At 50.9% G+C, this 14,647-nt stretch carries 16 protein-coding genes; 10 read left to right on the forward strand and 6 right to left on the reverse strand.

Going from position 1 to position 14,647, the window contains the following annotated elements:
• Positions 1-50: 50 nt before the first annotated feature.
• From aaeX to OGX95_RS10330, 4 genes are all read left to right on the forward strand, one after another.
• Positions 51-254, forward strand: coding sequence for a p-hydroxybenzoic acid efflux pump operon protein AaeX (aaeX, locus tag OGX95_RS10315; protein ID WP_000051841.1), 204 nt, complete (start codon positions 51-53; stop codon positions 252-254).
• Between the two features lie 7 nt (positions 255-261).
• Positions 262-1,194, forward strand: a complete 933-nt coding sequence (aaeA, locus tag OGX95_RS10320) for a p-hydroxybenzoic acid efflux pump subunit AaeA (RefSeq protein WP_286629360.1) — start codon at positions 262-264, stop codon at positions 1,192-1,194.
• A gap of 5 nt (positions 1,195-1,199) precedes the next feature.
• Complete coding sequence (gene aaeB / locus OGX95_RS10325) at positions 1,200-3,167, forward strand: p-hydroxybenzoic acid efflux pump subunit AaeB (protein ID WP_286629361.1); 1,968 nt, start codon at positions 1,200-1,202, stop codon at positions 3,165-3,167.
• A 118-nt stretch (positions 3,168-3,285) separates the two neighbouring features.
• Entirely contained in the window at positions 3,286-3,564 is a 279-nt protein-coding gene (locus OGX95_RS10330) for a barstar family protein (RefSeq protein WP_286629362.1), read from the forward strand.
• Between the two features lie 58 nt (positions 3,565-3,622).
• Here the strand turns inward: OGX95_RS10330 and yhcN are convergent, their stop codons facing one another.
• Together yhcN and argR are read right to left on the reverse strand one after the other, a co-directional pair.
• Entirely contained in the window at positions 3,623-3,889 is a 267-nt protein-coding gene (gene yhcN, locus OGX95_RS10335) for a peroxide/acid stress response protein YhcN (protein WP_286629363.1), read from the reverse strand.
• 379 nt (positions 3,890-4,268) lie between these two features.
• Positions 4,269-4,739, reverse strand: a complete 471-nt coding sequence (gene argR, locus OGX95_RS10340; protein WP_003025162.1) for a transcriptional regulator ArgR — start codon at positions 4,737-4,739, stop codon at positions 4,269-4,271.
• A 436-nt stretch (positions 4,740-5,175) separates the two neighbouring features.
• On the opposite strand from argR, the gene mdh reads away from it, so the two are divergent.
• Positions 5,176-6,111: a malate dehydrogenase gene (mdh, locus tag OGX95_RS10345; protein ID WP_040234161.1), complete on the forward strand. Its 936-nt coding sequence runs from the start codon at positions 5,176-5,178 to the stop codon at positions 6,109-6,111.
• Between the two features lie 75 nt (positions 6,112-6,186).
• Here the strand turns inward: mdh and degS are convergent, their stop codons facing one another.
• The 3 genes from degS to zapG all read right to left on the reverse strand — a co-directional run bounded on the left by degS (position 6,187) and on the right by zapG (position 9,278).
• Positions 6,187-7,254: an outer membrane-stress sensor serine endopeptidase DegS gene (degS, locus tag OGX95_RS10350; protein WP_286629364.1), complete on the reverse strand. Its 1,068-nt coding sequence runs from the start codon at positions 7,252-7,254 to the stop codon at positions 6,187-6,189.
• A gap of 89 nt (positions 7,255-7,343) precedes the next feature.
• Complete coding sequence (gene degQ / locus OGX95_RS10355; RefSeq protein WP_286629365.1) at positions 7,344-8,711, reverse strand: serine endoprotease DegQ; 1,368 nt, start codon at positions 8,709-8,711, stop codon at positions 7,344-7,346.
• A 168-nt stretch (positions 8,712-8,879) separates the two neighbouring features.
• A complete protein-coding gene (gene zapG, locus OGX95_RS10360; RefSeq protein WP_005121352.1) occupies positions 8,880-9,278 on the reverse strand; it encodes a Z-ring associated protein ZapG in 399 nt (132 codons plus the stop codon).
• A gap of 192 nt (positions 9,279-9,470) precedes the next feature.
• Between zapG and zapE the strand changes: the two genes are divergently transcribed.
• The 5 genes from zapE (at position 9,471) to sspB (ending at position 13,114) form a co-directional block, all read left to right on the forward strand.
• On the forward strand, positions 9,471-10,598 hold the full coding sequence (zapE, locus tag OGX95_RS10365) for a cell division protein ZapE (protein WP_286629366.1): 1,128 nt from the start codon (positions 9,471-9,473) through the stop codon (positions 10,596-10,598).
• A gap of 218 nt (positions 10,599-10,816) precedes the next feature.
• On the forward strand, positions 10,817-11,245 hold the full coding sequence (gene rplM, locus OGX95_RS10370; protein WP_003025141.1) for a 50S ribosomal protein L13: 429 nt from the start codon (positions 10,817-10,819) through the stop codon (positions 11,243-11,245).
• 15 nt (positions 11,246-11,260) lie between these two features.
• Positions 11,261-11,653, forward strand: coding sequence for a 30S ribosomal protein S9 (rpsI, locus tag OGX95_RS10375; protein WP_000829818.1), 393 nt, complete (start codon positions 11,261-11,263; stop codon positions 11,651-11,653).
• 313 nt (positions 11,654-11,966) lie between these two features.
• Positions 11,967-12,605, forward strand: a complete 639-nt coding sequence (gene sspA / locus OGX95_RS10380; protein WP_048213444.1) for a stringent starvation protein SspA — start codon at positions 11,967-11,969, stop codon at positions 12,603-12,605.
• Positions 12,606-12,610: 5 nt separating this feature from the next.
• Positions 12,611-13,114: a ClpXP protease specificity-enhancing factor gene (gene sspB / locus OGX95_RS10385; protein WP_271441663.1), complete on the forward strand. Its 504-nt coding sequence runs from the start codon at positions 12,611-12,613 to the stop codon at positions 13,112-13,114.
• A 44-nt stretch (positions 13,115-13,158) separates the two neighbouring features.
• Here sspB and dcuC read toward each other — a convergent pair whose 3' ends face one another.
• On the reverse strand, positions 13,159-14,526 hold the full coding sequence (gene dcuC / locus OGX95_RS10390) for an anaerobic C4-dicarboxylate transporter DcuC (protein WP_286629367.1): 1,368 nt from the start codon (positions 14,524-14,526) through the stop codon (positions 13,159-13,161).
• Between the last annotated feature and the right edge of the window lie 121 nt (positions 14,527-14,647).

The raw sequence follows: 14,647 nt of genomic DNA on the forward strand, positions 1-14,647 counted from the left end.
ATACGCTAAATAATCGATCACCTGCACTCTCTTAAGTTACCAAGGTCAACATGAGTCTGTTTCCCGTTATCGTGGTGTTTGGTCTGTCCTTCCCACCGATTTTTTTCGAATTGCTTTTGTCACTGGCGATTTTCTGGCTGGTGCGCCGGGTGTTAGTTCCGACTGGCATCTATGATTTTGTCTGGCATCCGGCTCTGTTTAACACCGCGCTGTATTGCTGCCTGTTCTATTTAATATCGCGCCTGTTCGTTTGAGGTTGAAGTGAAAACACTAACAAAAAAACTCTCCCGTACGGCTATAACTCTCGTACTGGTCATTCTGGCCTTTATCGCTATTTTCCGCGCATGGGTCTATTACACCGAGTCACCGTGGACGCGTGATGCACGTTTTAGCGCTGATGTCGTCGCCATTGCACCGGATGTCGCGGGTCTTATCACCAATGTTAACGTCCATGATAACCAACTGGTGAAAAAGGATCAGGTCCTGTTCACTATCGACCAGCCACGCTATAAAAAAGCACTCGAACAGGCTGAAGCGGACGTCGCTTATTATCAGGTACTGGCACAAGAAAAACGCCAGGAAGCCGGTCGTCGTAACCGCCTGGGCGTGCAGGCCATGTCCCGCGAAGAGATTGACCAGTCGAATAACGTGCTGCAAACCGTATTACATCAGCTTGCGAAGGCGCAGGCGACCCGCGATCTGGCAAAACTCGATCTCGAACGTACCGTCATCCGTGCACCAGCCGATGGTTGGGTGACTAACCTTAACGTCTATTCTGGTGAATTTATTACTCGCGGATCTACGGCGGTAGCGCTGGTTAAGCATCACTCTTTTTACGTACTGGCCTATATGGAAGAGACCAAGCTGGAAGGTGTGCGTCCGGGCTATCGTGCTGAGATTACGCCGCTTGGTAGTAATAAGGTATTGAAAGGCACCGTCGATAGCGTGGCGGCAGGCGTGACAAATGCCAGCAGCACACGGGATGCGAAAGGTATGGCAACCATCGATTCCAATCTTGAATGGGTACGTCTGGCGCAGCGTGTGCCGGTGCGCATCCGTCTTGATGACCAGCAGGGAACCCTGTGGCCGGCCGGTACTACGGCCACCGTCGTTATTACCGGTAAGCAGGATCGCGATGCCAGCCAGGAGTCGTTTTTCCGTAAAATGGCGCACCGTCTGCGCGAGTTTGGTTAATTGTGATGGGCATTTTCTCCATTGCCAATCAGCATATCCGCTTTGCGGTAAAGCTGGCATGCGCCATTGTACTGGCGTTATTTGTTGGCTTTCATTTTCAGCTTGAGACCCCTCGCTGGGCAGTACTGACCGCTGCGATTGTGGCGGCAGGCCCAGCCTTTGCCGCCGGTGGAGAACCTTATTCTGGCGCTATCCGCTACCGCGGTATGCTGCGTATTGTTGGGACATTTATTGGCTGTATTGCCGCGCTGATCATTATTATCAGTATGATCCGTGCGCCGCTATTGATGATCCTGGTGTGCTGTATCTGGGCCGGTTTTTGTACCTGGATCTCTTCACTGGTTAAGATCGAAAACTCCTATGCCTGGGGGCTTTCGGGTTACACGGCGTTGATTATCGTCATTACCATTCAGGCGGAACCTCTGCTGACGCCACAATTTGCGCTCGAACGCTGCAGCGAGATTGTGATGGGGATTGTCTGCGCTATCATCGCCGACCTGCTCTTTTCGCCCCGTTCAGTGAAACAGGAGATAGATGTCGAGTTGGACAGCCTTCTGGTGGCGCAATATCAGCTTATGCAACTGTGTATAAAGCATGGTGATAGCGAAGAAGTAGACAAGGCCTGGGGCACTTTAGTTCGTCGTACGGCAGCGCTTGAGGGGATGCGCAGCAACCTGAACATGGAATCCTCACGCTGGGTGCGCGCCAATCGTAGGCTCAAAGCGTTGAACACGCTGTCACTGACGCTTATTACTCAGTCCTGTGAAACCTATCTTATCCAGAATACACGACCAGAACTGATTACAGATACTTTCCGCGAGTTGTTTGATACACCGGTTGAAACGGTGCAGGACGTACATAAACAACTGAAGCGGATGCGCCGTGTGATAGCCTGGACCGGTGAGCGTGATACGCCGGTGACAATCTATAGCTGGGCCGGCGCGGCGACGCGCTACCTGCTGTTGAAACGCGGTGTAGTCAGCAATACCAAAATCAGTGCAATAGAAGAAGAGATCCTGCAGGGCGAGCCGGTGGTGAAAGTGGAATCCGCTGAACGTCACCATGCGATGGTCAACTTCTGGCGTACTACGCTGTCCTGTGTGCTGGGAACCTTATTCTGGTTGTGGACCGGCTGGACGTCAGGTAGCGGCGCGATGGTCATGATAGCGGTCGTCACCTCGCTGGCTATGCGTTTGCCTAACCCCCGCATGGTGGCCATCGACTTTATATATGGCACGCTGGCAGCATTACCGTTGGGGGCGCTCTATTTTCTGGTGATTATCCCCAATACTCAGCAAAGTATGTTGTTGCTGTGTCTGAGTCTGGCGGTGCTGGGATTCTTTCTGGGTATCGAGGTGCAGAAGCGGCGTCTGGGCTCAATGGGGGCGTTGGCGAGCACTATTAACATCATCGTGCTTGATAACCCGATGACGTTTCACTTTAGTCAGTTCCTCGACAGTGCACTGGGGCAGATTGTCGGCTGCGTATTGGCATTTATCGTGATTCTGCTGGTGCGGGATAACTCGCGTGACAGAACGGGTCGCGTGTTGCTTAACCAGTTTGTGTCGGCAGCGGTCTCTGCAATGACCACCAATGTTGTGCGCCGTAAAGAAAACCACCTTCCGGCGTTGTATCAGCAGCTGTTTTTACTGATGAACAAATTTCCTGGCGATCTGGCAAAGTTCCGTCTGGCACTGACGATGATTATTGCTCACCAGCGTTTACGTGATGCGCCTGTACCAGTAAACGATGATTTATCGGCGTTTCATCGGCAACTTCGCCGTACTGCCGATCATGTTATTTCTGCAGTAAATGATGACAAACGCCGACGCTACTTTAGTCAGTTGCTGGAGGAGCTTGATATCTACCAGGAAAAATTAACGCTCTGGGAAGCCCCGCCTCAGGTAACGGAGCCAGTGAAACGACTCACGGGAATGTTGCACAAATACCAGCATGCGCTGACCAGCAATTAAGCGCTAAAAACCGACGCCAGAAGCGTCGGTTTTTTTATGGCTATACTTACCTGACGTGTGGGAATTCCCAGCATACAGGTAGTCTGTAGGGTGACTGGCGTCGGGATGGTGGCTATAGATGAATATCTATACGTTTGATTTTGACGAGATTGAAGATCAGGGTGATTTCTACCGCGAGTTTACGCGGATATTCGGCCTGGCCCGGGAAAAGGTGAGCGATCTCGATTCGCTGTGGGAAGTGGTGATGGGGGACGTCCTGCCTCTGCCGCTGGAGATTGAGTTTGTCCATTTACCGGACAAACAGCGTCGACGCTACGGTGCCCTGATATTGCTGTTTGATGAAGCAGAAGAGGAACTGGAAGGGCAATTGCGCTTTAACGTTCGCCACTCAAAATAGGCATAAAAAAAGCCCCCGACAGGCGGGGGCAAGTCGTCTCGGACCAGACGACGAGGGTTTATTTGTACAATTCTGCGGTTGCATGCCAGTGAGCACCTTCACGGAGTTCAGTGACACGATAGCTGCTGGCGCCCGCTTTTTCTGCTTTAGCGGCGATTGCCTGACGCATATCCATTGGTGAGCTACCGATCTGAGATACAGAGATGGTACCCATGGATTGCAGATTCTGTGCTTCTTGAGCGTTCACCTGATTAACCGCGGCGCTTGCACCGAAAGAGAGAACGGAGAGAAGGCTTAAAGTTGCAACAGTGGTTTTGATTTTCATGATATTTACCTCGTCGAATTCTTTTATTAGGGGTCTTTGTTTCGTGACCCTCATCACAAAATCAAGTATACACTAATCACGCGATAAATTAATACCACGCTAATTGTTTCTATGGTAATCAGGTGTTAAGAAAAGTGTTTTTTTATAACTATATGGAATTAAAAATACAAATCAGAACTGATATTTAAAAATAAAATCAATAAATTCATGTAGATACTAGATTTTGCAAATTGTGCGTTTTTGATGAGTATCATTCACTATGTGAATGCGTTTTGGCGGTGAAACGCACTATTTGTTAAATTCCCGGTAGTGGAAAGCTGAGGAGAGGAGCAGAAAAGAGAGATTTTTCCCCCGCCACAGGGCGTGACGGGGAAGGGAATTACAGTTCTTGTTCAAACAGTTCCAGAATGGCTTCGTACAGGTCTTTTACCGTAAAACCTTTGGCCGGTGTGGTGAAGATGGTATCGTCACCAGCAATCGTTCCAAGAATACCTTCTGCTTTACCCAGTGAATCCAGCAGGCGAGCAATCAGCTGCGCAGCGCCTGGGCTGGTATGAATAACGACAACGGCATCGTTGTAGTCGATATCCAGCACCAGATTTTTCAACGGGCTTGACGTTGTCGGGACTCCCAGCTCTGCAGGCAGACAGTACACCATTTCCATTTTCGCATTGCGGGTACGCACGGCACCAAACTTGGTCAGCATGCGTGAAACCTTGGACTGGTTGATATTATCAAAGCCCTGATCCTGCAACGCGAGGACGATTTCGCCCTGAGAGCTGAATTTTTCTTCTTTAAGTAGCGCTTTAAACGCCTTAACTAATTCTTCTTGTTTAGCCGAGCTTCGCATAAGTCACCCGTAATATGGCGGTAGAAACAACATTATTGTGCATACAGATGAATTTTTATGCAAACGGTCTGCCTCGTTCAAGGCTGAAATAATGTTATGAAAGAGCGGGATTTTATCAAATTTCGTTATCAAGAAACATGCCTGTGTCACGGCTCGCAAATAAGATTAAAAGTAAATTAAATGTTATCAAATTGATGTTGTTTTGAGATGGCTGTAGGGTATATTGTCAGCACCTGTTGGAAAGTTGCTCTACTGTGCGAGTGGTTTTGAATTACGTAACTTAGGTTTTATTTTACGTAAGTTAAATGCATAAAAGCCAAATTTGCGTGACTACGCATTCTTGAAGCGTGGTTATTGAATTCGTTGGATTTGTGAATTAAGGTCGCCGCCGCGGAGCAATAGACATTTTGCTTATCAATATAATAAGGAGTTTAGGATGAAAGTTGCAGTCCTCGGCGCTGCTGGTGGTATCGGTCAGGCGCTAGCATTACTGTTAAAAACCCAACTGCCTTCAGGTTCAGAACTCTCCCTGTACGACATCGCTCCAGTAACTCCTGGTGTGGCCGTTGATTTGAGCCATATCCCTACTGCTGTGAAAATCAAAGGCTTCAGCGGTGAAGATGCGACCCCTGCACTGGAAGGTGCTGACGTGGTGCTGATTTCTGCGGGTGTTGCGCGTAAACCAGGTATGGACCGTTCTGACCTGTTTAACGTGAATGCTGGCATCGTGAAGAATCTGGTGCAGCAGGTTGCTACCACCTGTCCGAAAGCATGTATCGGTATCATCACTAACCCAGTGAACACGACCGTTGCTATCGCTGCTGAAGTGCTGAAAAAAGCAGGCGTATACGATAAGAACAAACTGTTTGGCGTCACTACGCTGGACATCATCCGCTCCAACACCTTTGTTGCGGAACTGAAAGGCAAGCAGCCTGGCGATGTTGAAGTCCCGGTTATTGGTGGACACTCAGGTGTGACCATTCTGCCGCTGCTGTCACAAATTCCTGGCGTAAGCTTCACAGAACAAGAAGCTGCTGACCTGACCAAACGTATCCAGAACGCGGGTACTGAAGTTGTGGAAGCAAAAGCCGGTGGCGGGTCTGCAACCCTGTCTATGGGTCAGGCTGCAGCACGTTTTGGTCTGTCACTGGTTCGTGCGCTGAGCGGTGAAAAAGGTGTCGTGGAATGCGCTTACGTTGAAGGCGATGGTCAGTACGCTCGCTTCTTCTCTCAGCCGCTGCTGCTGGGCAAAAATGGCGTAGAAGAACGTCAGTCCATCGGTAAACTGAGCGCGTTCGAACAAAGCTCGCTGGAAGGCATGCTGGACACGCTGAAGAAAGATATCACGCTGGGCGAAGAGTTCGTTAAGTAACACGCTCGTGTAGGCCTGATGTAAAAAAACCGGAGAATGAATTCTCCGGTTTTTTTGTGCGTCAAATTCACGACATTAGTTCGTCGCCGGGTATTCCTGAATGGTGACCTGCAACGTTAACTGTTTATCATCGCGCATTACGACCACGGAGATAACTGAACCTGGGCGAATTTCAGCGACCTGATCCATGGTTTCCAGCGCAGAGACAGCCGGTTTATTATTGACCGAGATAATCAGGTCATTGACCTGAATGCCTGCCTGGGCCGCCGGACCATCCGGAGCCACTTCGTTTACGACAATCCCCTGAATTTGCTCCATGCCGCTACCTTGTGCGTGCAGCGGTGCAATTTCACGCCCGCTGATGCCGATGTAGCCACGAATAACTCGCCCGTCGCGAATCAGCTTATCCATGATTTTCGTCGCCAGTTGAAACGGAATTGCAAAGCCAATCCCTTCCGGCGTTTCACCATCATTGCTCTTATCAAACGACAGTGTGTTAATCCCCATCAACTCACCCAGGGAGTTAACCAGCGCACCGCCGGAGTTACCGTGGTTAATGGAGGCATCCGTCTGCAGGAAGTTTTGCCGGCCTGTTGGGTTCAGGCCAATACGCCCCGTGGCGCTGATGATCCCCTGAGTGATTGTTTGCCCAAGGTTGTACGGGTTACCGATGGCAAGCACGACATCGCCAATATGCGGTACACGTTTGTTATTAATTGGGATCGTCGGTAGTCCGCCTGCTGCGTTGATTTTCAACACTGCAAGGTCGGTTAAGGTATCGGAGCCAACAAGCAGCGCTTCAAAGACACGTCCATCCTGCAACGCGACGATGATTTGGTCGGCGTCATTAATGACATGCTTGTTGGTGATGATATAGCCGCGCTGATCCATGATAACGCCTGAACCGAGCGTGCGGATCTCCAGCTGGTTATGCGTCGTGCTGTTCATACTGCGGTTGTACACGTTGACCACGGCAGGCGCAGCACGGCGAACTGCCGGGTTATAACTGGCAGGTGTTTCATCAGTGCTGTCGAACTGTGGTGCGGTAAGCGTATTAATTTTTCGCAGAGAGGGCATCGCGGCCAGCAGAATGGCGCCGACGATTAAACCAATCGCGACCGAACGTAAAAGCTTCACAAACATGATGGCGGCGTCATTAAAAAAGGGAACGGCAGCAGCATATCACGAGTTTACCGGACATCACACGGGGGGCTGATGTCCGGTTGTCCTGGTTAACGCAAAAGCAGGTAAATACTCTCGTTACCACGAACGACCTGCAAAGCAATGATTGACGGTTTCGTTTCCAGCACTTTGCGCATTTCGGCAATCGAGTTCACCCGATCGCGGTTAACGGCGATGATGACGTCATCTTTATGCAGGCCGGCCTGTGCGGCTGGGCTGCTTTTCTCAACGTTATCAATTCGAATGCCTTTGGCACCGTCTTTTAGCTGCCCGTCGCTGAGCGTGGCCCCTTGCAATGCCGGTGCAATCATTTCAGCGCTGGCGGAGGATGATGTACTGGTATCCAGCGTCACTTCAACTTCCAGCGGTTTACCATTACGCAGCAGGCCCAGTTTGACTTTGGTCCCCGGTTCAGTTGTCGCAATACGCGAACGCAGTTCGGCGAAACTACTGAGCGGTTTGCCGTTAAGACTGGTAATAACGTCACCGGATTTCACGCCCGCTTTGGCGGAACCAGAGTTAGGCAGAACTTCGCTGACAAACGCGCCACGTTGTACATCCAGTTTGAATGCTTTAGCGATGTCAGCAGTCATTTCCGTACCTTTAATACCTAACAGACCGCGTTTGATTTCGCCAAACTGCATTAATTGCTGCGCCAGCGTACGCGCCATGTTACTGGGGATAGCAAAACCGATCCCAATGCTGCCGCCGCCAGGCGCGAGAATGGCGGTATTTATGCCAATCAGCTCACCATTCAGGTTGAGCAACGCACCGCCGGAGTTGCCGCGGTTAATAGACGCATCGGTCTGAATAAAGTTTTCCAGCCCTTCCAGGTTCAGACCGCTGCGACCCAATGCGGAGACGATCCCTGAGGTTGCCGTTTGTCCCAGTCCGAACGGGTTGCCGACGGCGACAGCAAAGTCACCCACGCGCAGTTTGTCGGAGTCGGCGATAGCGATTTGTGTCAGGTTGCTGGGATGCTGTATTTGCAGCAGGGCGATATCGCTCTGATCGTCGCTACCGATGAGTTTGGCATCGAACTCGCGCCCATCGTTCAGTTGAACGCTAATTTTCTGCGCCTGATTAATAACGTGGTTGTTGGTCAGAACATAGCCCTTGGCAGCGTCAATGATGACGCCTGAACCCAGTCCTTCGAATGGCTGCGAGGGCTGATCGGGCAGCTCATCACCAAAAAACTTTTTGAATTCTTCCGGGACTTTTTGCCCTTGAACGGCGGTGCCCTCGACTCTCACGCTAACGACGGCAGGTAACACTTTTTCCAGCATGGGGGCGAGGCTGGGGATCGCTGCCTGACCGGGGACCTGGCCGGGAATCGACGCAATGGCCTGGAATGGCGCCGAGAGAGTTAACCCGACACTTAACGCTAATGCACTCAACAGCTGGGTTTGTTTTTTCATGGATCCTGCTCTCGTACCTTGAGTAAACGGAAGATGATTCAAAACAGTTTGATGTTATTGAATTTTCGGTTTGGTCACAATGAGGCTAACGACTAAATAATAGCTGGGACGGGAAGAGAAGCGGAGGGCGCAATTGCTGCGCCCCATAAATTTCTTAACGATGTGCAGTTAGTCGCGCTTTGCGCCACTACGCAGCAGGCCGGAAGCCCCTTCGGAATAGTCACGCGGCATCTGAACCGGCGCCTGATCGTTACCCGCTTCAGACTCAGCCAGACGATTGCGGAATGGGTTGTTTTCCGCTGACATGCCCGGCAGCAGGCTGCTGGAGCTTTTCGCCATATGCTGATAAATCTGACGATAATCGTCAGCCATGTTATCCAGTAGCTCAGCGCTGCGGGCAAAATGACTCACCAGCTCTTCGCGGTACTCTTCCAGCTCAGCTTTGTTCTTTTCCAGTTCGTACTGTAATGCCTGCTGTTGGCGTAATTTACGATTACCAAAACGCATGGCTACAGCACCAATAATGATACCGACGACTAACCCAATTAGCGCATATTCCCAGGTCATGAACATCTCCCGTTGTCTTTTGTTTCCGTAGGGTGTTGGCTTTAGGCTCCATGCCTGCGCCTGATTATGCCACTATAACCGCTAATCCCGTAGAAGTGGAATCCCGTGTTTATATCACGTAATGTAGAACGGCCTTTTTTTCGTCAACCGTGAGCGACGGCACATCGATTCTCAAGGAATAACAATAACATCATGCAAAGCCTTTCCCCGACATCGCGATATCTGCAGGCCCTTAACGACGGCAGCCATCAACCCGACAACGTACAAAAAGAAGCGGTGAATCGACTGGAAACGATTTACCAGGCGCTCACGACGATTGCACCTCCAGCCGCGCAGGAGAGTGGACTGATGGCCCGCTTTGGTAAATTGCTGGGTAAACGTGAGCCGAAGGAAAACACGCCGGTGCGTGGTCTGTATATGTGGGGGGGCGTAGGGCGCGGAAAAACCTGGCTGATGGATCTGTTCTACCATAGCCTGCCTGGCACACGTAAACAGCGTTTGCACTTTCACCGCTTCATGCTGCGCGTGCATGAAGAATTGACGGCTCTGCAAGGCCAGAGCGACCCGTTGGAAGTGATTGCTGACCGCTTCAAAGCCGAAACTGATGTGCTGTGCTTTGATGAATTTTTTGTCTCGGATATTACTGACGCCATGCTGCTCGGTGGCTTAATGAAGGCGCTATTTGCTCGCGGCATTACGCTGGTGGCAACGTCCAATATTCCGCCTGATGAACTGTATCGTAACGGTTTGCAACGTGCGCGCTTCCTTCCCGCTATCGAAGCTATTAAACAGTATTGCGACATCATGAATGTGGATGCCGGCGTTGACTACCGGTTACGTACGTTAACCCAGGCGCACTTATGGCTGTCTCCGCTTAATGATGAAACACAGCGGCAGATGGATAAGCTGTGGCTGGCGTTAGCGGGCGCGAAAAACGAACATGCGCCGACGCTGGAGATTAACCATCGCCCGATGCAGACGCTGGCCGTCGAAAACCAGACGCTGGCGGTATCGTTCACTACACTGTGCATCGATGCCCGCAGCCAGCACGATTACATCGCATTGTCGCGCCTGTTCCACACGGTGCTGCTGTTTGATGTACCGGTAATGACGACGCTGATGGAAAGTGAAGCACGACGCTTTATCGCGCTGGTTGATGAGTTCTACGAACGCCACGTTAAGCTGGTGGTCAGCGGCGCAGCGCCTTTATATGAAATCTACCAGGGCGAGCGCCTGAAGTTTGAATTCCAGCGCTGTTTGTCGCGTTTGCAGGAGATGCAAAGCGAGGAGTATCTGAAGCGGGAACATTTAGCCGGTTAAACCTGCCGCAAATCACATAAAGGGGTCGATCTTTGACCCTGACTTCTCTATAATCTTGCGACCCCACGTTACGAGAGAGTTTTTTTCCCAAAACTTTCTATGCGCCGGCATAGGCTATTCGAAGGGGTAGGTTTGCTGGACAATGTCGTGTGAACCTCAACTGACAAAACGTTTGGGTGTTCACCAACGTGTAACTTATTTATTTGGGTAAGCTTTTAATGAAAACTTTTACAGCTAAACCAGAAACCGTAAAACGCGACTGGTATGTTGTTGACGCGACCGGTAAAACTCTGGGCCGTCTGGCTTCCGAACTGGCTCTGCGCCTGCGCGGTAAGCACAAAGCGGAATACACTCCGCACGTAGATACTGGTGATTACATCATCGTTCTGAACGCTGACAAAGTTGCTGTAACCGGCAACAAGCGTACTGACAAAGTGTACTATCACCACACCGGCCACATCGGTGGTATCAAACAAGCGACCTTTGAAGAGATGATTGCTCGCCGTCCTGAGCGTGTGCTTGAAATCGCGGTTAAAGGCATGCTGCCAAAAGGCCCGCTGGGTCGTGCTATGTTCCGTAAACTGAAAGTTTACGCTGGCAACGAGCACAACCACGCGGCACAGCAACCGCAAGTTCTTGACATCTAATCGGGATTATAGGCAATGGCTGAAAATCAATACTACGGCACTGGTCGCCGCAAAAGTTCCGCAGCTCGCGTTTTCATCAAACCGGGCAACGGTAAAATCGTAATCAACCAACGTTCTCTGGAACAGTACTTCGGTCGTGAAACTGCCCGCATGGTAGTTCGTCAGCCGCTGGAACTGGTCGACATGGTTGAGAAACTGGATCTGTACATCACCGTTAAAGGTGGTGGTATCTCTGGTCAGGCTGGTGCGATCCGTCACGGTATCACCCGCGCTCTGATGGAGTACGACGAGTCCCTGCGTTCTGAACTGCGTAAAGCTGGCTTCGTTACTCGTGACGCTCGTCAGGTTGAACGTAAGAAAGTCGGTCTGCGTAAAGCACGTCGTCGTCCGCAGTTCTCCAAACGTTAATTGCTTCTGCTTCGGCAGATTACAATTTGCGAAAAACCCGCTCCGGCGGGTTTTTTTATGCTTTTCATCCTCAAGAAATCACGGTAATACGCTGATTGCCACCTCTTTTTCCCCATTTCCAGAATCGACTCACCACAAAGGTCACAAAATCTGGTAAACTATCATCCAATTTTCTGCCCAAATATCCGGTATTGTTCATTTTTTGTTTGTATTTTGAACAGTAATGACTTTCCCGAATCTGGGTGACATCACTTCTGGCTGGCCACAAAGTGGCTGGTAGCAGTAAAAATTCTGAATATACCTGGAGGTTTTCATGGCTGTCGCTGCCAACAAACGTTCGGTAATGACGCTGTTTTCTGGTCCTACTGACATCTATAGCCATCAGGTCCGCATCGTGCTGGCTGAAAAAGGTGTTAGTTTCGAGATTGAGCACGTGGAAAAGGACAATCCACCGCAGGATCTGATCGACCTCAACCCGAATCAGAGCGTCCCGACACTGGTGGATCGTGAGCTGACCCTGTGGGAATCTCGCATCATTATGGAATACCTGGATGAGCGTTTCCCGCATCCTCCGCTGATGCCGGTTTACCCGGTTGCGCGTGGTGAGAGCCGCCTGTACATGCAGCGTATTGAAAAAGACTGGTACACGTTGATGAACGTCATCGTGAACGGTTCCGCATCTGAAGCCGATGTTGCACGTAAGCGTCTGCGTGAAGAGCTGCTGGCAATTGCCCCAGTCTTTGGTCAAAAGCCTTATTTCCTGAGCGATGAGTTCAGCCTGGTAGATTGCTACCTGGCACCACTGCTGTGGCGTTTACCGCAGCTGGGTATTGAATTCAACGGCGCAGGTTCGAAAGAACTGAAAGGGTATATGACTCGCGTCTTTGAACGTGACTCTTTCCTGGCTTCTCTGACTGAGCCTGAACGTGAAATGCGTCTGGGCCGGGGTTAACCTGTATGGATTTGCCACAGCTAACGCCACGCCGTCCGTATCTGCTGCGCGCGTTCTATGAGTGGTTGCTGGACAACCAGCTCACGCCGCACCTGGTGGTGGATGTGACGCTCCAGGACGTGCAGGTTCCGATGGAATATGCACGTGATGGGCAAATTGTTCTGAATATCGCCCCGCGTGCAGTGGGGAACCTGGAACTGGCTAACGATGAAGTACGTTTCAATGCGCGCTTCGGTGGTGTGCCGCGTCAGGTTTCTGTGCCGCTGGCTGCGGTTCTGGCTATTTATGCGCGCGAAAATGGCGCGGGTACGATGTTCGAACCGGAAGCTGCTTACGACGAAGATGTCGCCAGCTTGAACGATGACGATAACGACGCGTCGGGTTTTGAGAACGAAACGGTCATGTCCGTCATTGATGGCGATAAGCCAGACAATGCCGACGACAACGACCCGGATGACACGCCGCCGCCGCCTCGCGGTGGGCGTCCGGCGCTACGCGTAGTAAAATAATCAAACAGGCCCTTGCGGGCCTGTTTTGCATTCTGCGTCAGATATCAATAAAACAGCGCGATGGTGGCAATCATATTGACCACAAATCCTATCGCCATTGGGATGGCTGTCCGTTTTACTACCTCAAAAGGCGACACGCCAGCAATACCGGATGTCACGACAATCACTGCCGTAATCGGTGAAACCGCACGTGCCAGCGTGGTGGCGAAGTGCATCGGCATAATCATCACAACTGCAGGAATATGCAGTCCCGCAGCAATATCCGGGATCAGGCTGGCGAATGACATAAACGGTGCATTCCCGGATCCCATTACAATTGCGCAGGCGGCGATAACCACGGCCATAATGATCATCACACCGATACCGCCAAGCCCGGAGTGTTCCGCACCTTTAATCACTGCATCGACGGTGCCGATAGTGGTTAAACCCTTGGCAAAGATCTCACCGGCCACCACCAGTGTGACGACGTTGGCAAACTGTGTTCCCATGCCGTCAAAAAACGCCTGCACATCATCCATCGTCTCACGCAGATTGTGTTTATGAAGAAACTCCACAAACATGGTCAGCGTCAAGCTCATTAACATCACCACAACCAGATTCAACTCTGCCTGCATTAATCCCATATGTGCCAGCAACAGCGAACCCAACATCAGGAGCAGAGGCATCACCGGTAAAATGGCGTAATAGAGCGGCGGCACATCTTCCAGCGTCTTTTGTTCATTGAAGCCTGTGCTGTCTGGTTGTGTTTTTTTATCAAACCGGCGTTGGACGAAAAAGTGTGCGATGGCGACGGCGATGATGACGCAGGATGCGACAGGAAGTTGGTAGTGGAAGAAATAAGTGGCTATTTTCATCCCCGCAACCTGTGCGGCGAAAATGGAGTTGGTTTCCAAAATGCCCCATTCAATCGACATCGAGGTGGCAATGACCGCTACCGCGGATAAACGGCTCACGCCCAGGCTGACCAGCGTTGGAAAGAGCGTAACCATCAGCAGCATGCCCAATCCGGAAGCACTGGTGATGAACTGTGCCATGATTTGACCAATTACATACGTCGCGGCAAGTACAATATAGGGTGAGCGGATGTGTTTGAGTGGGCGGCTCAACAGGCTGACCATTGCCCGGCTGGCTCCCATTCTATCCATATAACGGGCATAACCACCTACTGCCATGATGGACAGCCCAAGACCTGCCGCCCGGTTTGAAAGCATGCGCAGAATTTCATTATAAATATCGACCAGCAGATAACCGCTGCTTTTGTCGCTGGCGACCAGTGCGCCGTACCCCAACCAGACGCCGCAGATCATCAGGAAGATCCCGGCTGCTGCCAGTACTACCTGCGGTTTGTAGTTTTTGAGGATCAGGTAACCCATCGTTAATAAAACGATGACAGAGATAATAATGCCGAACATTTTTTCACTCCATGCCAGAGAAGAAGATAAATCCGGTAATAACGCTGTTTTAAATGCGGATGTTATATTTTTTCTGGCATGTGTTTTGGAGTGGATATCGTGTTTTTATAATCGAGAGCTG

This window comes from Citrobacter sp. Cu233 (genome assembly GCF_030332225.1).
Lineage (GTDB): Bacteria > Pseudomonadota > Gammaproteobacteria > Enterobacterales > Enterobacteriaceae > Citrobacter.